Origin of the sequence: Paucibacter sp. B2R-40, from assembly GCF_025717555.1 — a bacterium.
Lineage (GTDB): Bacteria > Pseudomonadota > Gammaproteobacteria > Burkholderiales > Burkholderiaceae_C > Paucibacter_A.
The window spans coordinates 64,750-82,511 of sequence record NZ_JAJIRP010000008.1 but is presented as its reverse complement, the minus strand read 5'-3'; the positions used below and the strand labels follow the sequence as shown (position 1 = coordinate 82,511).

General features: G+C 61.6%; 18 protein-coding genes, 1 other RNA gene and 1 pseudogene. 10 read left to right on the top strand and 10 right to left on the bottom strand.

Annotated elements, in window-relative coordinates; genetic code table 11:
• Positions 1-147 precede the first annotated feature (147 nt).
• Together LNV09_RS16720 and LNV09_RS16715 are read left to right on the top strand one after the other, a co-directional pair.
• Positions 148-1,131 (top strand): ABC transporter substrate-binding protein, encoded by a 984-nt coding sequence (locus tag LNV09_RS16720; RefSeq protein WP_263558210.1) that lies wholly within the window; start codon positions 148-150, stop codon positions 1,129-1,131.
• A gap of 4 nt (positions 1,132-1,135) precedes the next feature.
• Complete coding sequence (locus LNV09_RS16715; protein WP_263558209.1) at positions 1,136-2,788, top strand: diguanylate cyclase domain-containing protein; 1,653 nt, start codon at positions 1,136-1,138, stop codon at positions 2,786-2,788.
• Positions 2,789-2,797: 9 nt separating this feature from the next.
• Here LNV09_RS16715 and LNV09_RS16710 read toward each other — a convergent pair whose 3' ends face one another.
• Complete coding sequence (locus LNV09_RS16710; protein ID WP_263558208.1) at positions 2,798-3,055, bottom strand: MerR family transcriptional regulator; 258 nt, start codon at positions 3,053-3,055, stop codon at positions 2,798-2,800.
• A gap of 83 nt (positions 3,056-3,138) precedes the next feature.
• Positions 3,139-4,131 carry an RDD family protein gene (locus LNV09_RS16705; protein ID WP_263558207.1) on the bottom strand — a complete coding sequence of 331 codons (993 nt, stop codon included), beginning with the start codon at positions 4,129-4,131 and terminating at the stop codon, positions 3,139-3,141.
• A gap of 164 nt (positions 4,132-4,295) precedes the next feature.
• On the opposite strand from LNV09_RS16705, the gene LNV09_RS16700 reads away from it, so the two are divergent.
• Positions 4,296-5,363 (top strand): patatin-like phospholipase family protein, encoded by a 1,068-nt coding sequence (locus LNV09_RS16700; RefSeq protein ID WP_263558206.1) that lies wholly within the window; start codon positions 4,296-4,298, stop codon positions 5,361-5,363.
• Positions 5,364-5,412: 49 nt separating this feature from the next.
• Here LNV09_RS16700 and LNV09_RS16695 read toward each other — a convergent pair whose 3' ends face one another.
• Positions 5,413-5,829 (bottom strand): PaaI family thioesterase, encoded by a 417-nt coding sequence (locus tag LNV09_RS16695; RefSeq protein ID WP_263558205.1) that lies wholly within the window; start codon positions 5,827-5,829, stop codon positions 5,413-5,415.
• 230 nt (positions 5,830-6,059) lie between these two features.
• On the opposite strand from LNV09_RS16695, the gene LNV09_RS16690 reads away from it, so the two are divergent.
• Positions 6,060-6,860: a substrate-binding periplasmic protein gene (locus LNV09_RS16690; protein WP_263558204.1), complete on the top strand. Its 801-nt coding sequence runs from the start codon at positions 6,060-6,062 to the stop codon at positions 6,858-6,860.
• Between the two features lie 6 nt (positions 6,861-6,866).
• On the opposite strand, the gene LNV09_RS16685 is transcribed toward LNV09_RS16690, so the two are convergent.
• From LNV09_RS16685 to scpA, 7 genes and pseudogenes are all read right to left on the bottom strand, one after another.
• Positions 6,867-7,337 (bottom strand): VOC family protein, encoded by a 471-nt coding sequence (locus LNV09_RS16685; protein ID WP_263558203.1) that lies wholly within the window; start codon positions 7,335-7,337, stop codon positions 6,867-6,869.
• Positions 7,334-9,383, bottom strand: a pseudogene (locus LNV09_RS16680) (acetyl-CoA carboxylase biotin carboxylase subunit). Before LNV09_RS16680 ends, LNV09_RS16685 begins: the two are co-directional and overlap by 4 nt.
• Before the next feature lie 15 nt (positions 9,384-9,398).
• Positions 9,399-9,899, bottom strand: a complete 501-nt coding sequence (locus tag LNV09_RS16675) for a hypothetical protein (protein ID WP_263558202.1) — start codon at positions 9,897-9,899, stop codon at positions 9,399-9,401.
• Positions 9,869-11,401, bottom strand: a complete 1,533-nt coding sequence (locus LNV09_RS16670) for an acyl-CoA carboxylase subunit beta (protein WP_263558201.1) — start codon at positions 11,399-11,401, stop codon at positions 9,869-9,871. Before LNV09_RS16670 ends, LNV09_RS16675 begins: the two co-directional genes overlap by 31 nt.
• Positions 11,394-12,383, bottom strand: a complete 990-nt coding sequence (gene meaB / locus LNV09_RS16665; protein WP_263558200.1) for a methylmalonyl Co-A mutase-associated GTPase MeaB — start codon at positions 12,381-12,383, stop codon at positions 11,394-11,396. Before meaB ends, LNV09_RS16670 begins: the two co-directional genes overlap by 8 nt.
• Positions 12,380-12,829 carry a GNAT family N-acetyltransferase gene (locus tag LNV09_RS16660; protein ID WP_263558199.1) on the bottom strand — a complete coding sequence of 150 codons (450 nt, stop codon included), beginning with the start codon at positions 12,827-12,829 and terminating at the stop codon, positions 12,380-12,382. Before LNV09_RS16660 ends, meaB begins: the two co-directional genes overlap by 4 nt.
• A gap of 1 nt (position 12,830) precedes the next feature.
• On the bottom strand, positions 12,831-15,011 hold the full coding sequence (gene scpA, locus LNV09_RS16655; protein ID WP_263558198.1) for a methylmalonyl-CoA mutase: 2,181 nt from the start codon (positions 15,009-15,011) through the stop codon (positions 12,831-12,833).
• 98 nt (positions 15,012-15,109) lie between these two features.
• Between scpA and LNV09_RS16650 the strand changes: the two genes are divergently transcribed.
• The 6 genes from LNV09_RS16650 (at position 15,110) to LNV09_RS16630 (ending at position 17,760) form a co-directional block, all read left to right on the top strand.
• Positions 15,110-15,772 carry a GntR family transcriptional regulator gene (locus tag LNV09_RS16650; protein WP_263558197.1) on the top strand — a complete coding sequence of 221 codons (663 nt, stop codon included), beginning with the start codon at positions 15,110-15,112 and terminating at the stop codon, positions 15,770-15,772.
• A 55-nt stretch (positions 15,773-15,827) separates the two neighbouring features.
• The gene (gene nth, locus LNV09_RS16645; RefSeq protein ID WP_263558196.1) at positions 15,828-16,472 is read left to right on the top strand and encodes an endonuclease III; all 645 of its coding nucleotides are present in this window, start codon (positions 15,828-15,830) and stop codon (positions 16,470-16,472) included.
• A gap of 15 nt (positions 16,473-16,487) precedes the next feature.
• Positions 16,488-16,703 carry a cell division protein ZapB gene (locus tag LNV09_RS16640; RefSeq protein WP_263558195.1) on the top strand — a complete coding sequence of 72 codons (216 nt, stop codon included), beginning with the start codon at positions 16,488-16,490 and terminating at the stop codon, positions 16,701-16,703.
• Positions 16,700-17,017, top strand: a complete 318-nt coding sequence (locus LNV09_RS16635; RefSeq protein WP_263558194.1) for a cell division protein ZapA — start codon at positions 16,700-16,702, stop codon at positions 17,015-17,017. The genes LNV09_RS16640 and LNV09_RS16635 overlap by 4 nt, the downstream gene beginning before the upstream one ends.
• A 40-nt stretch (positions 17,018-17,057) precedes the next feature.
• Positions 17,058-17,233: non-coding RNA, 6S RNA (ssrS, locus tag LNV09_RS24870), on the top strand.
• Between the two features lie 50 nt (positions 17,234-17,283).
• The gene (locus LNV09_RS16630; RefSeq protein ID WP_411969305.1) at positions 17,284-17,760 is read left to right on the top strand and encodes an EVE domain-containing protein; all 477 of its coding nucleotides are present in this window, start codon (positions 17,284-17,286) and stop codon (positions 17,758-17,760) included.
• Positions 17,761-17,762: the final 2 nt, after the last annotated feature.

Below are 17,762 nucleotides of genomic sequence, written 5' to 3'. Positions count from 1 at the left end.
TCAAGCCAAATGACCCGTGCCAGAATGGGTCAAGGACAGCCCTGTGAGGTGAGAGTTATGACGCGCATGGATGCCGATCTCAGTCACTGCACAAGGATCCGGTCTCACAGCGTTGGCTGCCGGGCCGGCTTGCGCTTGGCGAGGCTCATGCTTGTTGGACTGGGGCTGGCACTGAATCTTGGTCTAGGCCTGAGCGCGATCGGCGCGACCGAGCCTTTGCGGCTGGCGGTGTCGATGACGCCGCTGTCGCTGCCGATCTTTGTGGCCGAGCAGCAGGGCTATTTCGCCGAGGCCGGGCTGCAGCTGCGCGTGCAGGAAGTGGTCGGAGGGCACCGTGCGATGCAGTTGCTGCTGGAGGGCAAGGCCGATCTGGCCACCGCCTCGGACGTGGTGATGATGTTCAGCAGCTTCAAAAATCCTTCCTTGGCGCCTTTCGCTCTGCTCGCCAGCTTCGTCAGCAGCAGCAGTGACAGCAAGCTGGTGCTGCGCCCCCAGTCGGGCGTCAGCCAAGTTCGTGACCTGCGTGGCAAACGCGTGGGCACCGTCATGGGCACGGCCAGCCACTACATGTTGGACACCACTTTGCTGGCCAGCGGCGTGGATCCCAAAAGCGTGCACATCATCCCTTTGCAACCAGAGGCGATCGCCGACTTGCTCAAGAGCAGCCAACTTGATGCGGTGGCGATTTGGGAGCCTCTGCCCTTCAAGCTTTTGCAGTCGGTGCCCGGCAGCGAAATCTTGCCCACGCCCGGCAGCTACCGGCTGAGTTTCAATCTTGTGGGCGCCAAAACCTTGCTGGGCCCGCGTGACGATGAATTGAAAAAGTTATTGGTCGCGCTCGATCGCGCGCAGCGCCATATCGAGCGCAAGCCGGATATGGCACAGGCCTTGTTGCGCGAGCGACTCAAACTAGACCAAGCCTTTATCGACTGGATCTGGCCCACCAATCACTACCGGCTGGCACTTGATCAGTCGCTGCTGTCCAGCTTGGAGGCCGAAGCTCGTTGGGCCCGCCAGGGCGGCCATCTCAAGGACATCAAGCCCGGTGAAGGCGCGCCCAACTTTTTGGACCTGATTTACGCCAAGCCGCTGCGCCAGGTGCTCCCGGCCAGCGTGACCTTGATCGACTAAAGCGATGCGCATCCGCAGCCTGCTTTTTGTATTCATGGGCGGCGCCTTGGCTTTGACCCTGGCTCTGGGTCTTGCCATGGGGCGACTGGCCAGCGAGAGCGCCGAGCTGGCGCGCACCGAGCAGCAAGCCCGAAAGACGGCCCAGCAAGTTTCCACCTTGCTGGTCCTGGCGCAAGAGTACGCGCTGCACGGTGAGGCCAGATCGGCCCAGCAGTGGCGCAGCTTGCATACCCAAGTCATCAAAGGACTGCAGGCGGGGCAGCCATCCCAAGATTCACTCGCCGGCGCCGAACTCTTGGGCTCGATCTTCGCTCAACTGCTGGACGCCAGTGAGCCACCCGCCGGAGACCCGCAGGACGACACAAGGCGAGAACTGCAGCAGCGACGCAGCAGCCTGCTGATGGCCCAATTGCTGCTGAACTCCCAGGTCTTTACCGAGTCCTTGCAGCGCCAGGGCCTTGAGGCCGACCAAAAACGGCGCCAGCTCGAACAAATTACGCGCCACTTGGCGATAGCGATGCCGCTGGTAATGTTGTTGATTTGGGCCGGTCTGGCACTGCTGCTGCAGCGGCGGATTCTCCAACCCCTGAAACAGATCGGGCAAGTCGTCGGCGCCATCTCGCAGGGCGATCTGACGCAGCGAAGCGCCACTCGCACGCCGGATGAATTCGGCGAGTTGTCGGCCCATTTCGATGCGATGGCGTTCGACCTGGTGGGCGAGTTGCGGCGCGAGGTAGCCGTGCGCAAGCAGGCCGAAGCTCAGCTCCAGCTTGCCGCCAGTGTCTTCTTCCATGCGCTCGAAGGCATCATGATCACCACCCCGGACGGCACCATCATTGACGTCAACGCAACCTTCAGCCTGATCACCGGCTATAGCCGAGCCGAGGTGCTGGGCCAAAACCCGCGGCTGCTGGGCTCGGGGCGCCACGACCGGGAGTTCTTCGCCGAGTTCTGGCGCACCCTGCTGAGCCAAGGCATGTGGAGCGGCGAGCTCTGGAACCGCCGCAAGAACGGGGAACTCTATGCCCAGATGCAGACCATCAACGCCGTGCAGGACGAGCAGGGTCAGGTCAAGCAATACCTGACCCTGTTCTCCGACATCACCGCGATCAAAGAGCATGAATCGCAATTGGAGAACATCGCTTACCACGATGCCTTGACGGGCTTGCCCAACCGGCTCTTGCTCAATGACAGGCTGCAACACGCGATGCTGCAAAGCCGGCGGCGCAAGGACATGTTGGCCCTCGTCTACCTGGATCTGGATGGCTTCAAAGCGGTCAATGACCGCTTTGGTCACGCCGTGGGCGACGCCTTGTTGATCGGGATCGCAAAAAATATCAAGCAAGTCTTGCGCGAGGGTGACACCCTCGCCCGCCTTGGCGGCGACGAGTTCATCGTCTTGCTGGTTGATCTGGCGTCCAGCCATGACTGTCAAGCCTTGCTGGCTCGCCTGGTGACAGCGGCAGCCTTGCCGGTCGACTGCCCGGGCGCGGGCAAGAGACTGCAAATTTCGGCCAGCCTGGGTGTCGCCTACTACCCGCAAGCAACCGAGCTTGATGCTGCGCAACTGCTGCAACAAGCCGATGAAGCCATGTATGAAGCCAAACACGGCGGCAAAAACCGCTTTCGCATCAGCGGGCTAGGCGACTTGGATTGAGCCCGGTCTTCAAGCCGCCGCCGCCAGCTTGGCGGCTTGCTCCAACCACTTTGCACGCTGCGCCTGCGAGCTTTGCAGGACCGGCCCGAGCTCGCAGATGCGCATTGGCTTGATGCCGAAAAACACGCCCAGCTCCAGCCTGGCCTGCGACCGCAGATCCATCAGCCTGAAACCCAAACTCTGCGCCTGACGGATCAACATCACCGCATCCCCATGCTCCTGCTTATACATGCGGTAGGCGCCGCTGCGGCGCGGCCTCGGCAGCAAGCCCAATGTCTCCTACAAGCGCAAAGGCTTCGGCAAAGCCCTGGTCAAGCGAGCAAGCGCGCCTATGTGCAAGCCACGGCCACTCACGACTGACCTTGCGCCAGCAACTCGCTCAAGCGTGCCGAGCTGCGTGCATTGATGACGACCGTGTGCGCGGTCTTGTCTTGAATCGCCTGCCGATTGCTGTCCCAAATCAGCTGCACAAAGCCGGTGCCGCCGGTGGCCAGGCCCGCCGCATAGCCGCCAAAGCGCTTGAAAAGAATCAAGGGCGTGAGACGCTTGCCCGTCAGCTCAATCACCTGCAAACCCATGACCCGCTTGCCCGGCGTCTGACCCGGCCAGACAATCGGCAACAAGGTGAAATAGACCGCTGCCCAAAAATAGCTCAGCCCGATCTTGTCAACCCAGTAATTGAACTCGTCGCGCAGCGCATAGAAGGCCGGCGCCCTTGCGCGCTCAAGCTGGGCCTCCAGGCGCTCGATGCGGCGGGCCAGTACGCGGTCATGCGCCTCTGACTTGGCAAGGCTTTTGTCTTTTGGCTTTGGCTCGGCACCACTCGCCGCAGCATTTGCCAAATTTGCAGCACCAACTGCGGCAGCTTCCGCGCCATCGTCTGCGTCAACTTCTGCGGCAGCGCTGCGCAAGCTGCCAGAAGCAGCCGGCTCGGCCGCCGCCACGGCGGCGCTCTCGTCCGTTTGACTTTGCCCCTGCCAAGCCTGCATCAAGCCCGCCGCAAAAAAAACTGCCACCAGCCCCCAGGCCCAAGGACGAGGCCGCTGCGCCGATCTGCGGCCAAACCAGCGAGATTGACCGAACACCTCCGGCCTGTGCTGACGCAGCCACAGCCAGAGCGCCAAGCCAGCGGCCAGGAGCAGCCAGAAATTCCCCAGCTGATTGGCCACGGCCAGCAAGGCCAAGTCGGCGGCCATGGCGAACAGGCGCTGACGCGGCGTCGCCAAAGGCAGGCCCAGCAAGCCAGGCGCCACGTTCAGATCATCCGGTGTGACCCAGGCACGCGGGTCAAATTTCGCGGCCGGGGCGGCAAGTTCAGGCACTTCTTTTGGTCTGTCAGTCATGAGTTTGGGGCAGGTAGACAAGCCTATCTTAGCGATCAACGGCGCTAATTCAGACCCGCTCAAGCACGGACGTAACGCTACAGTTCAATGACATCGCCCAAGTAAGCGCACTGGAGGCATACTCGCCGTACTGGGCCTGGCCGCAGGCCCCTGGAGCGTCATCCATGGCCACAGTTCGCAAGTCTGTCCCCGGCAGCAATTCCATCAAAGCCATCAACCTGGCGCTGCAAGGTGGCGGCTCGCACGGCGCCTTCACCTGGGGCGTGCTGGATGCCTTGCTGGAAGATGGACGCTTGCAGACTGAGGCCATCAGCGCCACCAGTGCCGGCAGCCTCAATGCGGTGGCGCTGGCGGATGGCTTGCGCAAGGGCGGCAAGAATCCCGTGGACGGTGCCCGCCAGGCTTTGACCGATTTATGGCGCGCGGTTGCCGATGCCGGCCGACTTCACCCCTTGCAGCCGCCTTGGCTGGATGCGTTTATGCATGGCGTTCAGCAGTCGGCACAAACCACCTGGTCACCGCCGCATGCCTGGGCTGCGGCGATGTTGCAGATGTTTTCGCCCTACCAACTCAACCCGCTCAATCTGAATCCGCTGCGCCAGATTGTGCAAAGCCAGATTGACTTTGAAGCCCTGAGGCGGGACTCTCCCGTCAAGCTATTCCTGAGCGCCACCAATGTCGAGACCGGCAAGATCCGCGTCTTCAGCGGGCCGGAGATCGGCGTCGATGCGGTGCTGGCCAGCGCTTGTTTGCCGACGCTGTTTCAGGCCGTTGAAATTGGCGGCGAGCATTTCTGGGACGGCGGCTATATGGGCAACCCGGCAATCTTCCCGCTGATTTACGAGAGCGTGGCGGCCGATGTCTTGATCGTCCACGTCAACCCCATCCTGCGCCGGGGCGTGCCGCGCAGCTCGGCCGAAATTGCCAACCGGGTGAACGAGATCAGCTTCAACTCTTCACTGATGCGCGAGATGCGCGCGATCGCCTTCGTCACCGGCCTGATCGACCGCGGCAAGCTGCAGCCCGAGGATGCCCGCCGCATGCGCATTCATTCGATCCGCTGCGACGAGTTGATGGCCGCTCAAGCGGTGGAAAGCAAGATAGCCACTGCCTGGCCCTATCTGACCGAATTGCGCGACGCCGGGCGACAGCAGGCTTGCGCTTGGCTGGACGAACATTTCGCCAAGGTCGGGGTCGAGTCCTCGGTCGATATCAGGCAAGAGTTTTTGTAAAAATCGGCCGTTTAAGGGGCACTTCAAAGCGGCGCTGCAAACCCACAGCTCAGCGCTGCGGAATTGCATAGGTGCCCACCGCATGCGCGACCGGCTCGGCCTCGCCTTCGGAGAACAAGTCCACCTCACCGACCGCCAGCGTGCGGCCAACCTTCTTCATCCGGCAGACCCCAATGATGTCTTTGTCAGCGGCCGGTTTGCGCAGGAAATTGATATTGAGGCTGGTCGTGACGGCCAGCGGCTTGAGACCGATCTGGCCCAGCAAAGCCACGTACAGGGCCACATCTGCCACTGTCATCAGCACCGGCCCCGATACCGTACCGCCGGGGCGTAACTCGGCATGAGTCACCGGGTGCCTGACAGTAGCCGTGCCGGCGGATGACACGGCTTCGACTGTGCATTTAGTCTGCGGAAAGTTTGCGGCCAGGAAGGCGGCCATATCGGCTTGGCTGGGTGTTGCGGTCAAGATTTTTTACTCACTCAGTCCTAGGCTTGCTTTTGATGGGCGGCGTCCGGGTCCGACTCTATCAGCGTGACGCACCACCATTCGCGCTGTCTAACAAAGCCTGATCAATGGCCAAAAGGCGGCGCAGCAAAGACACTCAGCAGCCTTGCTGAGGACTATGCTGGTCGACCAAGGCCTCCCGCAAAAGGCCGCCAGACCACCTGACAAACCTGCAAAAAAGGCACGACACCATGCGCAAGAGTTCTTTCTCATCCCCTTGGCTGCTCAGCGGTCTCCTGATGATCTTCAACGGCGGCAGCGCCCTGGCCCAGGCCAACCCCGAGTCCATCCATATCTGCCATGAGAATGAAGACGCCTTCCCCTGGCTGCTCAAGGACAAGCCTGGCTACAGCCAGATCATGATGGCCCAGCTTGAAAAGCAGCTGGGCATTCCCGTCAAACTGATGCCCATGCCCTGGAAGCAATGCCTGGCCGAGCTCAAGGCCGGCAAGGTCGACGGCGCGATGAATGCCAGCTTCAGTGCCGAACGGGCCGAGTTTGCGCAATACCCGCTCAAGCTCGACGGCGAGGCCGACGCCACCAAACGCATGTACCGCGCCACCTATGCGCTTTACAAGACCAAGGGCGCCGCCGTGGGCTGGGATGGCAAGGCGCTGACGGCCAACGGAACGGTTGGCGCACAAACTGGCTTTTCCATCGTCGCCCTGCTCAAGCAGTTGGGCGCCAAGGTCGAGGACAGCTCACCCACCGCCGATGAATTGCTGGGCCGGGTCGCGTCCGGTCGCTATATCGCGGCGGCCCTGCAGACCACCGAGGCCGACAACTCGCTGGCCGCAGTGCCCAGCCTACAAGCCAAGGTCGAGCGCGTCGCGCCGCCGCTGGTGGAGAAGGCCTACTACACGATCTTCTCCAAGCCCTTCTTCGCAAAACATGGCCAAACGGCCCGCGAAGTCTGGCGCCTGCAAGGCAAGCTGCGGGAGTCGCCGGAGTTCAAGGCGCAGGTGTCGCACCTGATGAAATCGGTGGACTAATGCGTCCTAGGCAAGTGCTGCGATCACCTCGGCCGGCGCTTGCACCAACTCGATCAGCACGCCCTCTCCGGCGATCGGGAACTCGGCGTTGCTCTTGGGGTGGATGAAGCAAATGTCGAAACCGGCCGCGCCCTTGCGGATGCCGCCGGGTGCGAAGCGCACCCCGTTCGCTGTCATCCATTCGACGGCCTTGATGAGGTCATCGACCCACAGGCCCACATGATTGAGAGGCGTGGTGTGCACGGCGGGCTTTTTGTCCGGGTCCAGCGGCTGCATCAGATCGACCTCGATCTTGTGCGGCCCGCTGCCGATCGCGCAGATGTCCTCATCGACGTTCTCGCGTTCAGACACAAAGTTGCCGGTGACGGTCAGGCCCAGCACATCGACCCAAAGCTTGCGCAAGGCCTGTTTATCGGGCCCGCCGATGGCGATCTGCTGGATACCGAGGATGCGGTAGGGCTTCAGCGCAGTCATCATTCAAACCTCAGAATCAGCTGATCCACCGCCAGGCTTTCACCTACTTTGGCCAGCACTTCGACGATCTTGATCGTCTTGCGTGGCCAAGAGAATGTTCTCCATCTTCATGGCCTCGATCACGGCCAAGCGCTCGCCGGCTTGCACGACTTGTCCCGGCTCAGCCGCGATTTGCACCAGCAAACCCGGCATCGGCGAGAGCAGGAACTTGCTGGTATCGGGTGGCGCCTTGAACGGCATCAAGGCCTGCAGCTCTGCCGCGCGCGGCGACAAGACATTGACCACGATGGCATAACCGTTGTGCTGCAGCCGATAGGCCAAGGGCTGCCTGGGCGCTCCGCGCTCGGCCTGAGCCACAAAGGGCTCACCGTTGACCGTGCCAGTGAGCCGAATATCGTTCAAGCGCGAGTTGCAGACGATGCGGAAGCTCTGCTCGCCGACTCGCACCAGTGCTTCGCCCAGATGGCCGACAAACTCAGAGATATGCAGCTCGTGGCGAGTTTGCTCGCCGGCCGCGCCTTCCGAAACCAGGGCCACATAGTCGTGCTCGATCTTCACCTCATGGCCGGGCAGCTGGCCGGTGATGCCGGCCTCGCGCTCGCGCGCCTTGCGGCGAATGAAACCGGCCAGCGCGACCAAGAATAGCGGGTCCTCATGTGGCACGTCCTCAGCCCGGAAGCCGGCCGCGTAATGCTGGGCGATGAAGCCGGTGTTGAAGTTACCGCTCTGGAAGTCCGCATGCGCCAGCAGCGCCGATTGAAAAGGGATGTTGCTGGAGATGCCGCGGATCACAAAGCCATTCAGCGCCTCACGCATTTTGGCGATGGCCTCCGCGCGGTCGCGGCCATGGACGATCAGCTTGGCGATCATCGAGTCGTAGAACATCGGGATCTCGCCGCCCTCGACCACGCCGGTGTCCACGCGCACACCATAACGCGCCGGATCGGCGGATTCCATCGTCGCAACCGGCGGCTGGTATTTGACCAGCCGGCCAGTCGACGGCAGGAAGTTGCGGAACGGATCCTCGGCATTGATGCGGCATTCAATCGCCCAGCCGTCGCGCTTCAGATCGGCCTGCGTGAAGGCCAAGGACTCACCGGCGGCAACGCGGATCATCTGCTCGACCAGATCCAGCCCGGTGATGCATTCGGTCACAGGGTGTTCGACCTGCAGCCGGGTGTTCATCTCCAAAAAGTAAAAACTCTGGTCCTTGCCGACCACGAACTCGACCGTGCCGGCGCTTTGGTATTTGACTGCTTTCGCCAAGGCGACCGCCTGCTCACCCATGGCCTTGCGCGTCGCATCGCTGATGAAGGGCGACGGCGCTTCTTCGATCACCTTCTGGTGGCGGCGCTGGATCGAGCATTCGCGCTCCCACAGATAGAGCACGTTGCCCTGGCTGTCGCCGAGGACCTGAATCTCAATATGGCGCGGCTCCTCGACGAATTTCTCCATGAAGACGCGGTCGTCGCCGAAGCTGTTGCGCGCCTCATTGCGGCAGCTGGTGAATCCCTCGAAACATTCCTTGTCATTGAAGGCAACGCGCAGGCCCTTGCCGCCGCCACCGGCGCTGGCCTTGATCATGACCGGATAGCCGATGCCGGCCGCGATGGTCACCGCTTCTTCGGCAGACAGAATCGGCTCGTTGTGGCCGGGAATGGTGTTGACCTGCGCCGCATTGGCCAGCTTTTTGGAAGCGATCTTGTCGCCCATCGCCGCGATCGAGTGCGCCTTGGGGCCGATGAAAGCGATGCCGGCCTCTTCAACCCGGCGGGCGAAGTCTTCGTTCTCGCTTAAGAAACCGTAGCCGGGGTGAATCGCTTGCGCGCCGGTCTGCAGCGCGGCGGCAATGATCTTGTCCGCCACCAGATAGGACTCGCGACTGGGCGCTGGGCCCAAGAGCACGGCCTCATCGGCCAGCTCGACATGCAGTGCGTCCTTGTCGGCCTCCGAGTAGACCGCAACCGTCTTGATGCCCATCTTGCGGGCCGTCTTGATGACTCGGCAGGCAATCTCGCCCCGATTCGCAATCAAAATTTTGTCAAACATGCTTGAACTCCCGCTTCAATTCTGAGAAAACCGCAGCCGCCCCGACAGGCAGCGATCGGTCCATTCACTGACACGCTCGGCCATCCAGTGAGGCCCCTGGTCCTTGGCCGGTCCGCGACCCTGATAGGCAAACTCCAACATCGCTCTCGCCCGGCCGTCTTCATGCGCGTCTTCACGCTTCAAATCAGCAAGTGCCGCCACACGTGACTGCCCATCCACTCGGAATAGCAAAATCACCGGCAGGCTGAACAAATCGGCTTCACAGGCTTCGATGCGCGGCTCGCTACTAGGCCCGTAGTGCCGCAATGCACAGCGCTCGAACGCGGCCATGGCTTCTTGCTTGCCCCGAGCGTCAGCGGCATCCGAGTCGGGTGCGCCGGCCCTGCCCTGCTCGCCAGCCGACTCATGCTCGGCCACGCATTCAGCGGCCTTTTTCTGAGCCCAAGCAGGTGCGGCGATCACAGCCAAAGCCAGCAACCAAGCTCTCACAGCGGGATATTGCCGTGCTTGCGCCACGGGTTCTCCAGCTTCTTGTCCTTGAGCATCACCAGGCTGCGGCAAATGCGCTTGCGGGTTTCATGCGGCTGAATCACGTCGTCGATAAAACCACGCGCTCCTGCGACAAAGGGGTTGGCAAAGCGGGCCTTGTACTCGGCTTCTTTGGCGGCCAACTTCTCCGGGTCGCCCTTGTCTTCACGGAAGATGATCTCGACCGCGCCCTTGGCCCCCATCACTGCGATTTCGGCGTTAGGCCAGGCGAAGTTGACGTCGCCGCGCAGATGCTTGGAGCTCATCACGTCGTAGGCGCCGCCGTAAGCCTTGCGGGTGATCACCGTCACCTTGGGCACCGTGCACTCGGCATAGGCGTACAGCAGCTTGGCGCCATGCTTGATGATGCCGCCGTACTCTTGGCTGGTGCCGGGCATAAAGCCGGGCACATCGACAAAGGTGATCACCGGAATATTGAAGGCATCGCAAAAGCGCACAAAGCGCGCCGCCTTGATGGAACTCTTGATATCCAGGCAGCCGGCCAGGACCAGCGGCTGGTTGGCGACGATGCCGACCGTCTGACCCTCCATGCGGCCAAAGCCGGTCAGGATGTTCTTTGCATACTCGGGCTGCAGCTCGAAGAAGTCGCCGTCGTCGACCACCTTCTGGATCAGCTCCTTCATGTCGTAGGGCTTGTTGGCGTTGTCAGGCACCAAGGTGTCGAGCGAATGATCAAGCCGGTTGCCGGGGTCACCGCTGGGCCGCGTCGGCGCCTTTTCGCGGTTGTTCAGCGGCAAGTAATTGAAGAAGCGGCGCAGCATCAGGATCGCCTCGACGTCGTTCTCGAAGCTCAAATCGGCCACGCCACTTTTTGATGTGTGCGTGGCGGCACCGCCCAGCTGCTCGGCCGTCACTTCCTCGTGCGTGACCGTCTTCACCACCTCGGGGCCGGTGACGAACATATAGCTGGAATCCTTCACCATGAAGATGAAGTCCGTCATCGCCGGCGAGTAGACCGCGCCACCCGCGCAAGGCCCCATGATCATGCTGATCTGCGGGATCACGCCACTGGCCAGCACATTTTTCTGGAACACATCGGCATAGCCGCCAAGAGACGCCACGCCCTCCTGAATGCGCGCGCCGCCCGAGTCGTTGAGGCCAATCACCGGGGCGCCGACCTTCATCGCCTGATCCATCACCTTGCAGATCTTCTCGGCATGCGACTCGCTCAAGGCGCCGCCAAACACGGTGAAATCCTGACTGAAGCTGAAGGCCAGGCGGCCGTTGATCATGCCGTAACCGGTGACCACCCCGTCACCAGGGATCTTGTTGTCCTGCATGCCGAAGTCCACGCAGCGATGCTCGACAAACATATCCCATTCCTCGAAAGTGCCGTCGTCAAACAGCAGCTCCAGGCGCTCGCGGGCGGTCAGCTTGCCCTTGGCGTGCTGCGCTGCGATGCGCTTCTCGCCGCCGCCGAGGCGAGCCTGGGCACGTTTTTCTTCCAGGCGTTGTTGGATGTCATGCATGTTTAAACGTCTCCAAAAATCGGTTCAATAATTGCCTCGCAGCGGTCGAAGCGGCCAACTGTCCTTGCACAACTTGTGCGGTAATCTCGGGCAGCAACTCTCGCACGGCAGGCGCGTCAGCGAACTGTTGGCGCAAGCCGCTGTGGATGCGTTCCCACATCCAATCCTGCGCTTGGGCTCTGCGCTTGGCTCCAAGCCCGCCGCTCCTAGCCTGCTCCTGGCGATACAGATCCACCGCCGCCCAAAACTCAGCCAGCCCCGTGGCCTTCAAAGCACTAACTTGTAACACGTGCGGATGGCTGGCCTGCCGCCCAGAATGTCCGTAATTGCGCAGGCTGGAGCCAATTTGCGCCTGCGCGCGGGTCGCGGCGGCCCAGTCCAGGTCGGCCTTGTTGATGACGACCAGATCGGCCAGCTCCATCACGCCTTTCTTGATCGCCTGCAAATCGTCGCCGGCATTGGGCAGTTGCAGGAGCACATACATATCCGTCATGCCGGCCACGGCCGTCTCGCTTTGGCCAACGCCAACAGTCTCGACGATGACGATATCGAAGCCGGCCGCCTCGCAGACCAGCATAGCCTCGCGGGTCTTGTCTGCCACCCCGCCCAGCGTGCCGCTGCTGGGGCTGGGCCGGATGTACGCCCGATCAAGCATGGACAGGCGCTCCATGCGGGTCTTGTCGCCAAGGATGGCGCCGCCGGAGAGGCTGCTTGAAGGATCGACCGCGAGCACCGCGACGCGGTGGCCGCGCTCAATCAGAAACAGGCCCAAGGCTTCGATGAAGGTACTCTTGCCCACGCCGGGCACGCCGGAGATGCCGAGTCGAAACGATTTGCCGGTGTGAGGCAGCAGCTCGGTCAGCAAGGCGTCGGCTTGCCGGCGGTGGTCGGGCCGCGTGGACTCCAAGAGCGTGATTGCCTTGGCGATCGCGCGGCGCTGAGCGGCGCTCGGCTCAGCCAAAAGAGCGGCGGCCAGACTCATGCAACAACCTCGCGAGTCCAACGGTAATCGATATCAAACTCGCTCTCGGCGATTTGCTTGAAGCCATGGCGCAGATAGAAACGGTTGGCGTCGCTGAGCTTCAAGGCCGACAGGGTCACGTCTTGCCTCGCCGCCCGAGCCCGATCCTTGACCCAGCTGATCACCCAGGCCCCGACGCGCTGGCCTTGCTGTTCGGGCTTCACGTAGAGCTGCTCCAGATGCAAGCTTGTGCCGGCAGGCTTCAGCGTGACGAAACCGATGCGCTCCGCACCGCAGCAGATATGCCGCATGAACTCGGGCGCAAATGCAGCCTGAAAGCGCTCGCGCCCGCGCTGCAAGTCAAAGCGCCCCAGGCGCTCCAGACTCTCGCGCAAGGCGTCCATGCGCAAACTCAGCATGGCCTCGAAGTCCTCGACTTGCACCGGCTGCAAGCTGTAGTCGCTCATATCAGACCGGCTGGCTGGCCAAACTCAGGCGGATCTGCTCCAGCACATCCTTGGCGCTGGCCGGGATCGGCGTGCCGGGACCATAAATACCCTTGACGCCGGCCTCATAGAGCATGTCGTAGTCCTGCGCCGGGATCACACCGCCGACAAACACGATGATGTCGTCGGCGCCCTGCGCCTTCAGCGACGCGATGATGGCCGGTACCAGGGTCTTGTGGCCGGCGGCGAGCGTCGAGATGCCGACCGCATGCACATCGTTTTCGATTGCTTGACGGGCGCATTCCTCGGGGGTCTGAAACAGCGGGCCGATATCGACGTCGAAGCCCAGATCGGCGTAGGCGGTGGCCACAACCTTGGCGCCGCGGTCATGGCCGTCCTGGCCCAGCTTGGCGACCATCACGCGCGGCCGGCGGCCCTGTTCGACGGCAAAGGCGGCAATCTCTTCCTGCAGCTTGGCCCAACCCTCGGCCGAGTCATAGGCGGCCGCGTAAACACCGGAGACTTTTTGTGTGTCGGCCCGGTGGCGGCCATATACAAGCTCCAGCGCGTCGCTGATCTCGCCAACAGTGGCGCGCAAACGCATCGCCTTGATGCTGAGATCGAGCAGATTGCCCTGGCCCGAGCGAGCGGCATCCGTCAGCGCGTTCAAAGCGGCCTGCACGGCCGCTGAGTCGCGGCTGGCCTTGATGGCCTTGAGCCGCTCAATTTGGCCGTCACGCACCCGCACATTGTCGACATCCAAAATTTCAATCGGATCTTCCTTGGCCAGCTTGTATTTGTTGACGCCGACGATCACATCGCGGCCGGAATCGATGGCCGCTTGCTTCTGGGCCGCGCTGGCTTCGATTTTGAGCTTGGCCCAGCCCGAATCCACCGCCTTGACCATGCCGCCCATCGCTTCGACTTCTTCGATGATGGACCAGGCCTTGTCAGCCATGTCCTGCGTCAGCGACTCCATCATGTAGCTGCCGGCCCAGGGGTCGATCACGCTGGTGATATGGGTTTCTTCCTGGATGATCAGCTGCGTATTGCGAGCGATGCGTGAGGAAAATTCGGTCGGCAAGGCAATCGCCTCGTCCAGCGAGTTGGTGTGCAGCGACTGCGTGCCGCCAAACACCGCCGCCATCGCCTCTATCGTGGTTCTAACGACATTGTTGTACGGGTCTTGCTCGGTCAGGCTCCAGCCCGAGGTCTGGCTGTGGGTGCGCAGCATCAAGCTCTTGGGGTTCTTCGCGTCAAAGCCCTTCATGATTCGGCACCAGAGCAGGCGTGCGGCCCGCATCTTGGCGATCTCCAGATAGAAGTTCATGCCTACCGCCCAGAAGAAGCTCAGGCGCGGCGCGAACTCATCGACGCTCAGGCCCTTGGCCAAGGCCGTCTTCACGTATTCTTTGCCGTCTGCCAGGGTGAAGGCCAGCTCCAGTGCCTGATTCGCGCCGGCTTCTTGCATGTGATAGCCGCTGATGCTGATCGAGTTGAACTTGGGGCAGTTCTGCGCCGTGTATTCGATGATGTCGCCGATGATGCGCATCGACGGCTCGGGCGGGTAGATATAGGTGTTGCGAACCATGAACTCCTTGAGGATGTCGTTCTGTATGGTTCCACTTAATTTGTCTTGGCTGACACCCTGCTCTTCGGCCGCCACCACATAACCGGCCAACACCGGCAACACCGCGCCATTCATCGTCATCGAGACCGAAACCTTGTCGAGCGGGATCTGGTTGAAGAGGATCTTCATGTCCTCGACCGAGTCGATCGCCACGCCGGCCTTGCCGACATCGCCGGTCACGCGCGAATGGTCGCTGTCATAGCCCCGGTGGGTGGCCAGGTCGAACGCCACCGACACGCCTTGCCCGCCGGCGGCCAGCGCCTTGCGATAAAAGGCATTGCTTTCTTCGGCGGTCGAAAAACCCGCATATTGGCGAATCGTCCAGGGCCGCACCGCATACATGGTCGCCTGCGGGCCGCGCAAATAGGGCTCAAAGCCGGGCAAAGTATCGGCGTGCTTGAGGCCCAACGTGTCGGCGGCTGTGTAGAGCGGCTTGACCGTCAACCCCTCGGGCGTATGCCAATTCAATGCAGCCAGATCGCCACCGGGGGCAGATTTGGCGGCCGCCTTGGCCCAATCGGCCAGACTGGCTTGTGGAAACTCGCTCGACATATTTTCTGGGGCATCAGACATCTAGGACTCCTGCGGACGCTGCATGATAGCGCGCCAATCATTCATAATTATAAATTCAGAATTGACGCTACACTGACAAGTCTGCCTTCAACAAGCCTATGACCGCACCACTGAAGCTCGCCCCGCGCGCCCTCTATCAAGAGGTGGCGGAGCGCTTGCGTCAACAGATCTTCGGCCGCGAATTGGAACCGGGCGCCTGGATAGACGAGCTCAAACTCTGTGCCGAGTTGGGCATCAGCCGAACGCCCTTGCGCGAAGCCTTGAAGGTCTTGGCCGCCGAAGGTCTGGTCACCATGAAGGTGCGGCGCGGCGCCTATGTCACCGAGATGAGCGAGCGCGATGTGCGCGAGGCCTATCAGCTGCTGGCCCTGCTGGAAAGCGATGCCGCGGCCAGAGTCGCCGCTGCCGCGACGGACGCAGAGCTGGGCGAATTGCAACTGCTGCACGATCAATTGGAGCGCCAAGCCAAGGAGCGCGACGCCTTCTTTGCTGCCAATGAGCAGTTCCATCTGCGCTTGCTGGAGATCGAAGGCAACCGCTGGCGCTCACAAATCGTCACCGATCTGCGCCGGGTGATGAAACTCAACCGCCACCACTCACTGTTCAAACAAGGGCGGCTGGATAAGTCGCTGCAGGAGCACAGGGCTTTGATTGAAGCACTGGTGCAGCGCCGAGCCGACGACGCGGCCCATTTGATGCGCGAGCATTTTGACAATGGTCTGGCTGCGGCGGGCAGCAGTTCGCCGATAGCATCGGCTTAGGGGCGCCCATTCAGGACATCAGCTTGATGCGCGAGCGAGCGAGGACAATCCCCTCATGAACGCTCAGCAAATCCAGATATTTTTTCAAACCCTGCAAGCGGCCAACCCCTCGCCGCAGACCGAGTTGGCCTATGCCAGCGTGTTCGAGTTATTGGCGGCGGTTTTGCTATCGGCACAAGCCACCGACGTCGGCGTCAACAAGGCTACCGCGCGCTTGTTCCCGGTCGCGAACACGCCGCAAAAGATACTTGCCCTCGGTGAAGAAGGACTGTGCGGATACATACGCACGATAGGCCTCTTCCGCAGCAAGGCCAAGCACTTGATCGCGACCTGCCGCATCCTGATCGACCAGCATCAAGGCAGGGTTCCCGATACCCGCGAAGCGCTGGAAGCCTTGCCCGGCGTAGGCCGCAAGACGGCCAATGTGGTGCTGAATGTGGCCTTCGGGCAGCCGACGATGGCGGTCGACACGCACCTCTTCCGCGTCAGCAACCGCACCGGTCTGGCCCCCGGCAAAACACCACTGGCTGTTGAGTTAGGTCTGCTCAAGCGAATTCCGGCGGAGTTCATGGTCGACGCCCACCATTGGCTGATCTTGCATGGCCGCTATGTCTGCAAGGCCAGACAGCCACTCTGTGGAAGTTGCTCGGTAGCTTTGCAGTGCGACCACGGTCGCCGCCTACAATCCCACCCTGCCTAGCCGCCGCCGGACGCCATGCCAAGCCTCAATGACCTGATCGATCGTGTCGAACGAATCTTGATTCGACACGCTGAACTGAAACGAACCAACGCCTTGCTTCAAGAGCAACTGCAGACTCTCGGCCAAGAGCGCGACAGCCTGCGTTCGCGCTTGAACGCTGCCCGAGCACGTATCGATGTCTTGCTCGAGCGTTTACCGGTTGACAATGAATCCGGAAAGAATTCCCAATGAAGCAAATGGAAGTAACCATCATGGGCCAGAGCTATCTGCTCGGCTGCCCTGAGGGTGGTGAGGCGGCCTTGACCAAAGCGGTGGCGCAGGTCGACCGCGAGATGAGCGCAATTCGAGACTCGGGTCGCGTCAAGGCGCGCGAGCGCATTGCCGTGCTGGCCGCCTTGAACCTGGCATATCAATTGGCCGAGGGCGGATCGACCCACCCTGCTCAATCAAAATCCAAACCTATCGCAGCGGACAATCTGCCCGATCTGGAAAGCCTGATGCGGCGGCTTGACGAAGCCCTTGAGCAGGACGGGAAATTACTCTGACTTCCCGAGACTGTCATCTTGCAGGCCGTAGAATCTGCATCGTCCACCGCATTCGCGTGAGCTTTATATTTCCTTGAACCAATGCTCTATGAGCAAGGGCTTGGAACATCGCCCAGCAAGCGTGATCGTCTCGCGTCAGATGAACCCAATGCTTGGCTGACCTCGCCCACCTGAACCCCTGGTTCAGGAATGCGGCTCACGGTTCGCGGTGGACACCTTTTATCCTTCACCCTGGCGACGCCCAGCCCAACTCCCTCGCGCTGACCTTGAACTACTGGTTGATGAAATCAGAGCCCGGCGAGTGCTCCATCGATGATCTGGCCGCCGCGCCCGGACAAACGCTGCCCTGGACGGGCGTGCGCAACTATCAAGCGCGCAACTTCATGCGCGACCAGATGCAAATCGGTGATGGCGTGCTGTTTTATCACTCATCCTGTCCGTCGCCCGAATTGATAGGCATAGCCGGCTTGGCTCGTGTGGCCAGCGAGGCCTACACCGATGCCAGCCAGTTTGACCCGAATGGACCTTACTTCGACGCCAAATCCAGACCTGAAGCGCCGCGCTGGGTGCATGTGGATGTCGCGTTTGTGGGCAAGACCAAGCTGCTCAGCCGCAGCGCTTTGCGCGCCGATCCGGGCCTGCAAACCATGCTGGTACTGCAGCCTGGCAGCCGCTTGTCCATCACACCGGTCACGGCGATTGAGTGGGCGCGCTTACAGGAAATTCTGCAGGACGCGGCCTGATG

What these genes read in the sequence shown, in the direction of transcription:
- LNV09_RS16720 (WP_263558210.1), top strand. Translation starts at nt 148, where the DNA reads ATGCTTGTTGGACTGGGGCTGGCACTGAATCTTGGTCTAGGCCTGAGC.
- LNV09_RS16715 (WP_263558209.1), top strand. Translation starts at nt 1,136, where the DNA reads ATGCGCATCCGCAGCCTGCTTTTTGTATTCATGGGCGGCGCCTTGGCT.
- LNV09_RS16705 (WP_263558207.1), bottom strand. Translation starts at nt 4,131, where the DNA reads ATGACTGACAGACCAAAAGAAGTGCCTGAACTTGCCGCCCCGGCCGCG.
- LNV09_RS16700 (WP_263558206.1), top strand. Translation starts at nt 4,296, where the DNA reads ATGGCCACAGTTCGCAAGTCTGTCCCCGGCAGCAATTCCATCAAAGCC.
- LNV09_RS16690 (WP_263558204.1), top strand. Translation starts at nt 6,060, where the DNA reads ATGCGCAAGAGTTCTTTCTCATCCCCTTGGCTGCTCAGCGGTCTCCTG.
- LNV09_RS16685 (WP_263558203.1), bottom strand. Translation starts at nt 7,337, where the DNA reads ATGATGACTGCGCTGAAGCCCTACCGCATCCTCGGTATCCAGCAGATC.
- LNV09_RS16670 (WP_263558201.1), bottom strand. Translation starts at nt 11,401, where the DNA reads ATGCATGACATCCAACAACGCCTGGAAGAAAAACGTGCCCAGGCTCGC.
- meaB (WP_263558200.1), bottom strand. Translation starts at nt 12,383, where the DNA reads ATGAGTCTGGCCGCCGCTCTTTTGGCTGAGCCGAGCGCCGCTCAGCGC.
- LNV09_RS16660 (WP_263558199.1), bottom strand. Translation starts at nt 12,829, where the DNA reads ATGAGCGACTACAGCTTGCAGCCGGTGCAAGTCGAGGACTTCGAGGCC.
- scpA (WP_263558198.1), bottom strand. Translation starts at nt 15,011, where the DNA reads ATGTCTGATGCCCCAGAAAATATGTCGAGCGAGTTTCCACAAGCCAGT.
- LNV09_RS16650 (WP_263558197.1), top strand. Translation starts at nt 15,110, where the DNA reads ATGACCGCACCACTGAAGCTCGCCCCGCGCGCCCTCTATCAAGAGGTG.
- nth (WP_263558196.1), top strand. Translation starts at nt 15,828, where the DNA reads ATGAACGCTCAGCAAATCCAGATATTTTTTCAAACCCTGCAAGCGGCC.
- LNV09_RS16640 (WP_263558195.1), top strand. Translation starts at nt 16,488, where the DNA reads ATGCCAAGCCTCAATGACCTGATCGATCGTGTCGAACGAATCTTGATT.
- LNV09_RS16635 (WP_263558194.1), top strand. Translation starts at nt 16,700, where the DNA reads ATGAAGCAAATGGAAGTAACCATCATGGGCCAGAGCTATCTGCTCGGC.